This is a genomic window from Providencia sp. Je.9.19 (assembly GCF_051129765.1).
GTDB lineage: Bacteria > Pseudomonadota > Gammaproteobacteria > Enterobacterales > Enterobacteriaceae > Providencia.
In genome coordinates, this window is sequence record NZ_JBCPSS010000002.1 from 676,256 (window position 1) to 687,869 (window position 11,614).

General features: G+C 38.4%; 9 protein-coding genes and 3 tRNA genes. 6 read left to right on the top strand and 6 right to left on the bottom strand.

The window, feature by feature from the left end; all coding sequences use genetic code 11:
* Both recD and AAZR93_RS12285 read left to right on the top strand, forming a co-directional pair.
* Window positions 1-1,902, top strand: a complete 1,902-nt coding sequence (recD, locus tag AAZR93_RS12280; protein ID WP_434719995.1) for an exodeoxyribonuclease V subunit alpha — start codon at window positions 1-3, stop codon at window positions 1,900-1,902.
* 162 nt (window positions 1,903-2,064) lie between these two features.
* Entirely contained in the window at window positions 2,065-2,634 is a 570-nt protein-coding gene (locus AAZR93_RS12285) for a hypothetical protein (protein ID WP_294349767.1), read from the top strand.
* A 109-nt stretch (window positions 2,635-2,743) separates the two neighbouring features.
* Here the strand turns inward: AAZR93_RS12285 and argA are convergent, their stop codons facing one another.
* Window positions 2,744-4,087, bottom strand: coding sequence for an amino-acid N-acetyltransferase (argA, locus tag AAZR93_RS12290; protein ID WP_294106850.1), 1,344 nt, complete (start codon window positions 4,085-4,087; stop codon window positions 2,744-2,746).
* 248 nt (window positions 4,088-4,335) lie between these two features.
* Here argA and amiC point away from each other — a divergent pair, with 248 nt between their 5' ends.
* Window positions 4,336-5,589 (top strand): N-acetylmuramoyl-L-alanine amidase AmiC, encoded by a 1,254-nt coding sequence (amiC, locus tag AAZR93_RS12295; protein ID WP_294106852.1) that lies wholly within the window; start codon window positions 4,336-4,338, stop codon window positions 5,587-5,589.
* Between the two features lie 148 nt (window positions 5,590-5,737).
* Here amiC and AAZR93_RS12300 read toward each other — a convergent pair.
* From AAZR93_RS12300 to AAZR93_RS12310, 3 genes are all read right to left on the bottom strand, one after another.
* Window positions 5,738-5,814 (bottom strand) — tRNA-Met (locus AAZR93_RS12300).
* 29 nt (window positions 5,815-5,843) lie between these two features.
* Window positions 5,844-5,920, bottom strand: a tRNA-Met gene (locus AAZR93_RS12305).
* A gap of 67 nt (window positions 5,921-5,987) precedes the next feature.
* Window positions 5,988-6,064, bottom strand: a tRNA-Met gene (locus AAZR93_RS12310).
* Between the two features lie 250 nt (window positions 6,065-6,314).
* Between AAZR93_RS12310 and mltA the strand changes: the two genes are divergently transcribed.
* Window positions 6,315-7,409 carry a murein transglycosylase A gene (mltA, locus tag AAZR93_RS12315; RefSeq protein WP_434719957.1) on the top strand — a complete coding sequence of 365 codons (1,095 nt, stop codon included), beginning with the start codon at window positions 6,315-6,317 and terminating at the stop codon, window positions 7,407-7,409.
* Window positions 7,410-7,439: 30 nt separating this feature from the next.
* A complete protein-coding gene (gene tcdA, locus AAZR93_RS12320) occupies window positions 7,440-8,249 on the top strand; it encodes a tRNA cyclic N6-threonylcarbamoyladenosine(37) synthase TcdA (protein ID WP_434719958.1) in 810 nt (269 codons plus the stop codon).
* 47 nt (window positions 8,250-8,296) lie between these two features.
* On the opposite strand, the gene csdE is transcribed toward tcdA, so the two are convergent.
* Together csdE and csdA are read right to left on the bottom strand one after the other, a co-directional pair.
* Window positions 8,297-8,755: a cysteine desulfurase sulfur acceptor subunit CsdE gene (csdE, locus tag AAZR93_RS12325; protein WP_294106859.1), complete on the bottom strand. Its 459-nt coding sequence runs from the start codon at window positions 8,753-8,755 to the stop codon at window positions 8,297-8,299.
* 31 nt (window positions 8,756-8,786) lie between these two features.
* Complete coding sequence (csdA, locus tag AAZR93_RS12330) at window positions 8,787-9,992, bottom strand: cysteine desulfurase CsdA (RefSeq protein WP_434719959.1); 1,206 nt, start codon at window positions 9,990-9,992, stop codon at window positions 8,787-8,789.
* A 667-nt stretch (window positions 9,993-10,659) separates the two neighbouring features.
* Here csdA and AAZR93_RS12335 point away from each other — a divergent pair.
* Window positions 10,660-11,601 (top strand): transcriptional regulator GcvA, encoded by a 942-nt coding sequence (locus AAZR93_RS12335; RefSeq protein ID WP_294106863.1) that lies wholly within the window; start codon window positions 10,660-10,662, stop codon window positions 11,599-11,601.
* Window positions 11,602-11,614: the final 13 nt, after the last annotated feature.

The window sequence follows — 11,614 nt, forward strand, 5'->3', positions numbered from 1 at the left end:
ATGAAAGAACTCTTTAATAAAGGTATTGAAGGGCACTTATTTACCCCACTTGATGTTCAATTTGCTTATAGTATTGCTGATGATAAAAGCCCTATTCTATTAATGCTAGCCGCCTTGTTAAGTGCTGAAACGATGGCGGGTAACGTTTGTTTAGCCCTATCTGATGTGTCCGCTAATTCATTATTCGCAGGGCGTCATCCTGAAATTGCAGCTGAATTTTGGCATGCTATGGGAAATCCTGATGAAGATTCTATTTATCAATCAGTTAAAGATGCAAAACCTATCTCTTTAGCGGCAGATAATAAAATAACACCGTTAGTTTTGTCTGGAGATTATTTATATTTTCAACGTATGTGGCAGCATGAGCAATGCGTTGCTGAATATTTTTCACAAACTTCTATGACTCATAGTGATAGCGATAAAGTTAAGGCTATTTTAAATGATTTATTCCCTGAAATTGATTCAGGTAATGAAATTGATTCAGGTAATGAAATTGATTGGCAGAAAGTTGCTGCGGCTGTTGCGGTAACAAGTAAAGTTTCTGTTATTTCTGGTGGGCCAGGAACGGGTAAAACAACAACGGTTGCTCGTATTTTAGCAGCACTAATCAAGTTAGAAAATAAACATGAAGGGCATATTAGGATTGAACTTGCTGCTCCAACAGGTAAAGCAGCAGCAAGATTAACTCAATCCTTGGGCGAGGCGATGAAATTTATGCCTCTAACTGACGATGAACGTAAGATTTTACCAAATCAAGCCAAAACACTACATCGCTTATTAGGGGCACAGCCTGAAAGTCAGCAATTTCGCTATCATCGAGATAATCATTTAGCGCTAGATATTTTGATTATAGATGAGGCCTCAATGGTTGATTTACCGATGATGGGCAAACTAATTGAAGCGCTACCTCCGGAAGCGAGGTTGATCTTTTTAGGTGATAAAGATCAGTTAGCCTCCGTTGAGGCGGGTGCTGTACTGGGAGATATCTGTCGCTTTTCTAATGTTGGATATAGCTCTGAACGCGCATCACAACTGACATATCTTACTGGATATTCTTTGACTGATTTTAGTGCAAATGAAGGGCCTATTATTCGAGATAGCCTGTGCTTATTAAGGAAAAGTTATCGCTTTTCAGCGCAATCAGGAATTGGGCAGCTATCTTTTGCTGTTAATGAAGGGAATGCTAAACATGCGCTAAAGCTTCTCAATGAACAATTACCTGATGTACATAATTATGTGCAAGATACTCAAGAAGATTATGTTCAAATATTGCTCGATGCATCTCAGTTTTATCAAGAGTATTTATTATCTGTGAAAGCTGGTAATACAGCTGAAGATATTTTGAATAAATTTAGTGAGTATCGTTTACTCACAGCGCTAAGAGAAGGACCTTATGGCGTTGTCGGACTTAATGATAAACTCGAAAAACTATTGCATAGACAAGGGCTTATTACTCGACCGTTTAACAAGTTTAATAAACACTATGCAGGTCGGCCAATTATGATCAACCGAAATGATAGTCCGCTTGGATTATTTAATGGTGATATAGGTATTATTTTACCTGATGAAGAAGGTGCTCTTAGAGCCTATTTCCAATTTCCGGATGGCATTATAAGAGGTATTCAACCGAATCGCTTACCATCACATGAAACGGCTTATGTGATGACAGTACATAAATCTCAAGGTTCAGAATTTGCTCATACTGCATTAGTTTTACCTAAGATATATTCTCCGGTGATCACTCGAGAGCTGGTATATACGGCTATGACTCGCGCCAAAAAAGAATTATCTCTTTATTGCTGTCCTAAAATATTACGCAGAGCGATTGAGACACCGACAAAACGGCGTAGTGGTCTTGCTTTACAATTATATACGTCATATTCAACGTCACAGGATTATTGATAAAGTAGCGTTAGTTAGCCTCTATTCTCCTTGGATTAGCTTTGTTTTTTCTTACATGGATTTTGGATCATATAGAGTAAGATAATCGATTCTTTTAATTTGCTTATTCATGATATTGAGCGGATTTTTAAAATTTAATAATAATGAGTTGAAGGTAATTATATGGATAACCCACAAGAAATGACCGCAGTGACGGTAACGCTTAATGCTAGGCTTGACCCAGAGCGTCGTGCTGACTTAGAAGATGCAATTGATGAAGTCATGAAAGGTATGGAAAAGAATATTCATGTTACTGGTGGTGGAACCTTATTATCAGATAATGGTGAAGCGCAAGAATGTGATATTGAGTTGGCTTTAGCTGATGCTAATGATGAAAACATTAGTTTAATTATTCAGCTTTTTACTTCAATGTTAGCGCCAAAAGGTTCCCGCTTATTTATTCATGGTGAAGATACTAAAATTGATTTTGGTACTGACGAAGGTTTAGCGCTTTATTTTAACGGCACTGAATTATCGGATGAAGTTTATGAGAATGGTGATATCAATGAAGTGTTTGATACACTTGATGAAGCAGTTGAAGATATAGGTAGCATTCATAGTGTATGGGATGGTCCAACAGAAACCGCATTCTATTTTTATGGTACATCATTTGCGGAGATGGAAGCGGTACTTAAACCACATTTAGATACTATTGCACTTTGCCAAAAAGCGAGAATTGTACAAATCGCTTAGTAGGAATCGCTTAAAAGTGCTATGGAATACAGGGCACGTTGAATAACGTAGTGTAATTCAAGCTGCAGTAAATTAAGTAAAACTGCAGCTTGAAGAATGGTGAGTCTAATTATTTATCAGCTTGATTTTTTAAGTCTAACATTAAGATTTTAGAGCGGCGTTGATAGTTGTATAAAGCCTGCTTTTTCAATGGTAGCATCTCAATTTCTGCGGGAACAAAACCTCTTTCTTGAAACCAATGAATGCTGCGGGTCGTTAGTACAAATAATCTCTCCAGTCCAAATTGTTTAGCTTGGACGGCAACTCGATGTAATAGTTCTTCGCCACGAGCAGAACTACGATAATCAGGATGAACAGCAACACATGCCATTTCACCGAGTTTTTCTTCTGGGTATGGATAGAGTGCTGCGCATGCAATCACTAAATTATCACGTTCAATAATCGTAAATTTATCAATTTCCATTTCGAGTTGTTCTCGTGAACGCCTCACGAGGATACCTTGCTGCTCTAATGGTCTGATTAATTCTAAAATCCCACCGATATCATTGATATTGGCTCTACGGATTTGTTCTGCACTTTCCATAACTATTTGAGTGCCGATACCGTCACGAGAGAATAATTCTTGAATCAATGAACCATTTTCTTGATAGCTTAGTAAGTGGCTACGACGGACTCCTCGACGGCAGGCTTTAGCGGCTCCGCGTAAGAAGCGAACTGTACCTGAGTAATAATCACCATCAGATTCAAGCTCTTGAATACGATTTTCAGCTTCATTAGGAAATAATTCAGACAGTATATTACCGTCTTTATCTGCTACACCTTGTGAGGAACAAAAACCGATTAATTTCTCTGCTTTAATTTTTACAGCCAGTTGAGTGGCAACCTCTTCTGAGGTTAAATTAAAACTTTCCCCAGTTACTGATACAGCAACTGGGCCGATTAAAACGATTGAACCATTGTTAAGCTGATTATTAATAGCATCTTCATCAATGCGGCGAATCCTACCACTGTGGTAATAGTCAACACCGTCATCGATACCAAGAGGTTGTGCGATAACAAAGTTACCACTTACCACGTTAATATGAGCGCCTTGTAAGGGGGTGTTACTTAAGCTCATTGATAAACGCGCAGTAATATCTAATTGTAATGCACCAGATGCTTGCTTAACATATTCAAGAGTACTCGCATCGGTTACGCGAGTATGCTTATGATAAATAGCATCATAGTTGTGTTCTGATAAAATTTGTTCAATTTGTGGGCGAGCACCATAAACAACGACAATACGAATGCCAAGGCTATGCAATAGTCCTATATCATTAACAATGCTTGGAAAATTTTCATGCGCAATCGCTTCACCACCAAGCATTATAATAAATGTTTTGCCGCGGTGGGCGTTTATATAAGGTACCGAATGGCGAAATTCATCAACCAATTCGGTGCTGCGCTCTTTCATAATTACCCTCTTGAGTGAATTTTTATTCGTAATTACTGTATTTTTATTCTTTTTGGCAGTAAATATCAAGTAAAAGATGGCATAAAAATAATAACAATTATATTTTTGAGGTTTACATATCTCTAAATTTAAATGTGTATTCTTAATGACAGAGTGCTAATGATTAGTTAGAGTGCTTGCATCTAGCCAATATATTGGCATTTATTCTAAAATCGTCTTATTTATCAGCTCTAGGTTCGGAATTATTGATGAGTCATCAAGATCACAGTCCATCAAAGCGCCGCCTTATACAAGGTGCGGCAGCCGTTATGTTGCTTAGTGTCAGCCCATTTGGTTTTGCTGCGAATAGCAGCATCATTGCCGTGCGTATCTGGCCGGCATCGAGTTATACCCGAGTGACACTCGAATCGAATATTCCTCTGAAATACCGTCAGTTTGTGTTGAATAATCCTGAGCGTATTGTTGTTGATTTAGAAGGTGTTCAGCTAAATAACGTACTAAAGCAGATGGGCAGCCAAATTCAGTCAAGAGATCCTTACCTTAAATTAGTAAGGGCAGGGCAATTTGATCCAAAAACAGTTCGTCTTGTTTTTGAAGTCAAAAATAAAGTTAGCCCTCAGTTTTTTACTATGGCACCTGTTTCTGAATTTAAGCACCGACTGGTGATGGATTTTTATCCAGGAAAGGGTGTTGATACTAGTGATGATCCTTTATTAGCACTTCTTGAAGATTATAATAAAGGCGATCTTGAAGAGAATATGCCTGCGCAGGCGAAAAAACCAGGTACAGCAGGTAAAGACAGGCCTATTATTATCATGATAGACCCAGGTCATGGTGGCGAAGATCCGGGCGCTATTGGAAAATATAAAACTCGTGAAAAAGATGTGGTATTACAAATTGCCCGACGTCTTAAGGCCTTGATCGATAAAGATCCAAAAATGCGTGCTTATATGACACGTAATGAAGATGTATTTATTCCGCTTAAAGTTAGAGTTGCGAAAGCGAGAAAAATGCAGGCAGATTTGTTTATTTCTGTTCATGCGGATGCTTTTACTAACCGCTCAGCTCATGGTTCTTCGGTATTTGCACTATCGACTAAAGGTGCGACAAGTAATACTGCGCGCTACCTTGCTCAAACACAAAATGAAGCTGACTTAATTGGTGGTGTGAGCAAAAGTGGAGATGTTTATCTCGACCATACTATGCTTGATTTAGTACAAACGGCGACAATTAATGATAGTTTGAAGTTTGGTGATGAAGTGATTAAGCGTATGGGTAAAGTGAATAAATTGCATAAAAACAAAGTTGATCAAGCAGGATTTGCGGTACTAAAAGCCCCTGAAATTCCATCAATTTTGGTAGAAACTGCATTTATTAGCAATTTAGAGGAAGAACGAAAGTTAAAAACAGCTAAGTTCCAACAGCAAATGGCTGAATCAATTTTCCAAGGTATAAAAGCATATTTTCGTAATGGTGGAGAGTTGGCGATTAGAAATGGATAATGTTTAGCGAAAGTAATATGCGTTTAATAACTAAATTTAAATAGGTGACAAGCTAAATAGTGAGTCGCCTTTTTTGTTTTAGATATTAAATTTTAGAATAAGTTTGGATTTTTGAATTAACTGGGATTGATACAAATAGAAAAAATATTGGTTGCGGGGGCCGGATTTGAACCGACGACCTTCGGGTTATGAGCCCGACGAGCTACCAGACTGCTCCACCCCGCGACTGAAGAGGTTAAATATTACAGGTAATTTGGTTGCGGGAGCCGGATTTGAACCGACGACCTTCGGGTTATGAGCCCGACGAGCTACCAGACTGCTCCATCCCGCGCCTGAAATACTTTATTACTTTGTACTAACTGGTTTATTTTACTACATTTGTTGATAAACAACAAATTTGGTTGCGGGGGCCGGATTTGAACCGACGACCTTCGGGTTATGAGCCCGACGAGCTACCAGACTGCTCCACCCCGCGTCCGATATGGGGCACTATACTCGGGATGAGATCTGATGCAAGTTTTTTCGTGTTTTTTTTCATTTATTACGGATTGTAGAACAAAATACATACTTGACGATTATTTTTTAATCTTAATCCATGGGAGTGTAGGCAACGGAAGGTATAAATAGAAAACAGAAATAGTGGGCTAAAATATGTTTACTCATTTCATTCTTAATTTGAGTTTGCTATTGTGCGCTTCATATTGGATTAGTTCGGGCAGAAAATCATGAAATTATGGCAAAAATGGTTAGTCACAGGTATGTGTGTTTCTTTTTTGGTTGGATGCCAATCTCACCCAACTGATAAAGGGCAGCAATATAAAGATGGTCACTTGGTTAGTGATCTTCAAAAGGTTAATCAAGTAAATACTCAAGGCCGCCCGATTAATACCCCTGATTTTAATCGCCAAGTTGTTGAAATTAAAAATTCCTCACCTCGTCTTTTTCAAAATAATAATGAAACTTATCATGCTATAGAGAACTGGCTAATGGCAGGCGGTGACCCGAGCCAGTTAGTTAATTTCAATTTAGCGGCTTTTCAAATGGAAGGTGCAGATAATTATGGCAACGTACAGTTTACGGGCTATTACACACCTGTTATTGAAGCGCGACGTACACCTCAAGGTGAATTTCGCCATCCATTATATGGAATGCCACCTAAAGGTAAAAAGCGTTTACCTAGTAGAGCGGCAATTTATAACGGGGCGCTTAGTAATAATTTAATTTTAGCTTACAGTAACTCTGCGGTTGATAACTTCATGATGGAAGTGCAGGGGAGTGGTTATGTGAACTTTGGTGATGGCAGCCCATTAAATTTCTTTGGTTATGCAGGCAAAAATGGCCATGCATATAAAAGTATAGGTAAAGTGTTAGTTGATCGTGGTGAAGTGCCATTGAATAAAATGTCATTGCAAGCTATTCATGATTGGACAAACAGTCATAGCGAAGAAGAGGTTCGTCAACTATTAGAAGAGAATACGTCATTTGTCTTTTTTAAACCTCAATCGTTTGTACCTGTCAGAGGCGCGAGTGCGGTACCTTTGATAGCTAAAGCTTCTGTGGCATCAGATAAATCATTAATTCCAGCGGGTACAGCTTTATTGGCTGAAATACCCGTACTTGATAATAATGGTAAATTTACGGGGCAATATGAAATGCGTATGATGATTGCCTTAGATGTGGGTGGTGCAATTAAAGGACACCATTTCGATATCTACCATGGAACAGGTCATGAAGCCGGTAAAATGGCCGGGTTTTATAATCATTATGGACGAGTTTGGGTACTGAAGAAGGATCAACAGCTTTTTGGTGCTAGTAAGTAGTAGCCGTTTTAATTAAGGTCATTTGTTATTATGCAAACTCAGCTTTCTGATGCGTGGATGCAGCGCTTTGCTGGAATTGGGCGCTTATACGGGCAACAAGCACTTTTTCTTTTTGCTCGCTCTCACGTGTGTGTTATTGGTATTGGTGGTGTTGGGGTATGGGCTGCCGAGGCGTTAGCGCGTTCGGGTATTGGTTCAATCACATTAATTGATATGGATGATGTTTGTGTGACAAACACTAATCGTCAATTACATGCACTTAGCACCACTGTGGGACAACCCAAAGTAGATGTAATGAAAGCACGTATTTTGGCGATTAATCCCGAATGTACTGTGAATGTAATCGATGATTTTATTACTGTCGATAATGTGTCTGAATACCTCAGTACGGGGTTTGATTATGTTATTGATGCAATTGATAGTGTAAGGCCAAAAGCTGCGTTGTTAGCCTATTGCCGACGTTTTAAAGTCCCAGTTGTCACCACTGGAGGCGCAGGTGGTCAAATCGATCCCACTCAAATACAAGTTGTTGATTTGGCTAAGACGGTTCAAGATCCTTTAGCCGCTAAATTACGCGAACGTCTAAAGTCTGACTTTAATGTCGTTAAAAATAGTAAAGGTAAGTTGGGAATTGATTGTGTGTTCTCAACAGAGCAATTAGTCTATCCACAAAGCGATGGAACTGTCTGTGCGGCAAAAAGCACGGCGGATGGCTCTAAACGGATGGATTGTGCATCTGGTTTTGGTGCAGTAACAATGGTCACCGCAAGTTTTGGTTTTATCGCTGTTTCTCATGTACTTAAAAAAATGGTCGCCAAAGCACAAAGAACGGTGAAATGATTAAATGAGGCTAATAATAAATTATATTAATAGCCTCATTCAGTTATTTAAGCCGGGGTCATCTCATTGGCGATATTTCTAATCGCAGTAATTAAGGATTGGATGCCATTTTGGCGAGATTCACTTAATTGACCAGATAATCCTGTTTGATTTAAAATATCAGTAAAATCGATTTCGAGGATTTGTTGGGCGGTTTTAAGCTCAATCGCTGCTAATAAAATTGCAAATAAGCCTTTAACAACACGACCTTCACTATCACCATAAAAATGGAAAGTCTCATCATCATTTAAGAGCGCGCCAATCCATACTCGGTTTTCACAGCCTTTAACCTCTTGAGTTTGTTGTTTCTCTTCATCGGTTAATGCAGGTAGCTGTTTGGCTAGTTGGATCAGCAAGCGGTACTTATCTTCCCATGCTTTTTGGGTAGAGAATTGTTCAACTATTCCTGGAATAACTATCTCAGTACCAAAAGGGTGCGGAGCAAGTTCATGTTTAGTCGAAGTCATTAGGCTTCCTTCTTCATCATTTAATATCGATTTAATCATTTAGTATTGAAAGGGCAAATTTGATTGCCTTAATAAATTGGTCAATATCTTGCTTGTTATTATAAGGCATTACTGAAATGCGTAAACAGCCTCTAATATTTAAAGCATCCATTAAAGGTTGAGCACAATGTTGCCCATAGCGTAGTGCAATATTTTGTTCGGTCAAGAGAAGCCCTAAATCACTATGATGAATATCTTTAAAATTGAAAGACAGTAAGGGTGAATTGGGCGTGCTATAACAAATCAAATTATCGAGTTGCGAGAGTTGTTCATGTGCATATTGGATCAGTGAGCAAGAATAAATTTCTGCTTGAACGAAGTCTATCTTATTTAACCACTCTAACACAGCAGAAAATGCGATTACCCCTGCTATATTAGGCGTTCCAGCTTCAAAACATTGTGGGATAGGGGCTGGAGTGAAATCATCAAAAGTGACGTCAGTTAGCATTTTGCCACCTCCATGCCAAGGGCTCATTTGTGACAGTAAACTTGGCTTTCCATAGCAGACACCTAAGCCTGTAGGACCATAAAGTTTGTGGGCAGAAAATGCATAGAAATCAATATCAATAGCGGATACATCAATTGGGAGATGAGCAATGCCTTGGGCACCGTCAACGACCACAAGTGCACCCGCAGCATGGGCAAGTTGAGTGATTATGCTTAGGTCAGGTTGGTAGCCCGTTACATTTGACATTTGGGTGATTGCGACGACCTTACTTTTTGTATTTAGTTTTGATTTAAGTGCGTCTATATCTAATATTAGGCTGTCATTAATTGGCCATTTAACAATTTTAGCTCCAGTCTGCTTTGCCAGTATTAACCACGGTAATAAATTCGAATGATGCTCTGTTTCACTTACAATAATTTCATCATCAGGTTGTAATTTTTCTCTAAAAAAGCTTTGGGTGATGAAATTTATGGATTCAGTGGTGCCGCGAGTCCAAATAATTGACTTTTCATTTGGTGCATTGATTAACTTTGCAACTCTAATTCGCCCTTGCTCATAGTCATTGGTAATTTTTAATGATTCAGCTGATTGACCTCGATGGACCGAGCTACCGGATAATCGATAGTAATTATTTGATGCCTCAATCATAGCTAAAGGTTTTAATGCGGTTGCCGCACTATCTAAAAAAGTAATATTGGCAGCTATAGCAGGGAAGGTTTGGCGAAATTGAGTAGCATTGAAGTGATCCATAGTGTTTATTCTTTTATACCTAGTTTGAGATTCATTTTGACGGACTAAATTTAAAAAATTAATTATTAGGTTTATCAAGAAGGATGATAGTTGAACCAGTCATTTTTTAATCTATTCGTTGAAATGTTTTGTTACATTTGCTATTAATTGTTTCAACGAAATTTAATTGATTTTAAGATGATTCAGTGTTTTGCATGACAATGCAATCCCTTTTCTGAACGATGAGTGATTTTTAGCTTAGTTTACGGACTAATTTCAAGAATTATCTTAAATATCCAAGTGAATATTTTTTCGGTAAACTAGTAGCTATTCATAGTTTGTTGTATTTATTAATTTATTTGCTTTACTAAATATTATAATAGGCAAAAAAAAGCACCGCGCTTAGGCGGTGCACTATAAAATCACTATGGACAGACAGGGTAAATGTACAGGAAGTGAAAATAAACAGTAGCAATAGCTACAACGTCTGGCATCCCCAGACAACTTGCAAACACAACATCACAACCACAAAGCCAAAAGTTCCAAAGTAACTAAACTCTGTAACTTTTCGTTCCGGCTTAGGAAGTGTGCATACTATAGGTATTTACTGGCGTATCCTCAAGGGACAATTTATAATGCTTCGGATGAAAAAAACTAATAGATACCTATATGCCAAATAGAAGTGATTATGTCTAAAAGATTACCGCCACTTAATGCACTGAGAGTCTTTGATGCCGCAGCCCGTCATTTAAGTTTTACTAAGGCGGCAGAAGAATTATTTGTGACCCAAGCTGCTGTTAGTCACCAAATGAAAAGCTTAGAAGATTTTCTTGGCTTAAAATTATTCCGTCGACGTAATCGTTCGTTATTATTAACGGAAGAAGGTCAAAGTTATTATCTTGATATTAAAGAAATTTTTTCTTCTTTAAATGAAGCAACTCGAAAATTACAAGCGCGAAGCGCTAAGGGAGCATTAACCGTAAGTTTATCACCGAGTTTTGCTATTCAATGGTTGGTACCACGCCTTGCGGGGTTCAATCAAGCGTATCCTGGTATTGATGTGCGAATTCAGGCGGTAGATAGAGAAGAGGATAAATTGGCAGATGATGTCGATGTCGCTATTTTCTACGGTAAAGGTAATTGGTCAGGACTTCGAACAGATAGGCTCTATGCAGAATATTTGATGCCTGTTTGTTCTCCTTCGTTATTAACGGGAGAGCTTCAGTTAAAGCATCCTGAGGATTTGGCTAATCATATGCTATTACATGATTCTTCTCGTCGGGATTGGCAAGCATATATTCGGCAATTAGAATTACAAAATATTGTTAATGTACAAAAAGGGCCTATTTTTAGTCATAGCTCAATGGTTATCCAAGCGGCAGTGCACGGTCAAGGAATTGCATTAACGAATAATGTGATGGCACGAAATGAAATTGATGCAGGGCGTTTAGTTTGTCCCTTTAGCGAGGTGTTAGTCAGTAAAAATGCATTTTATCTTGTCTGTCAAGAAAGTCAGGCTGATATAGGAAAAATAGCGGCATTTCGTCAATGGGTACTCGCTCAGGCTGCAAGTGAACAAGAAAAATTAGGTTTTATTACGGGTGACCAAGATGTGGCGCTTAATCAGTAATCAAATATTTCAT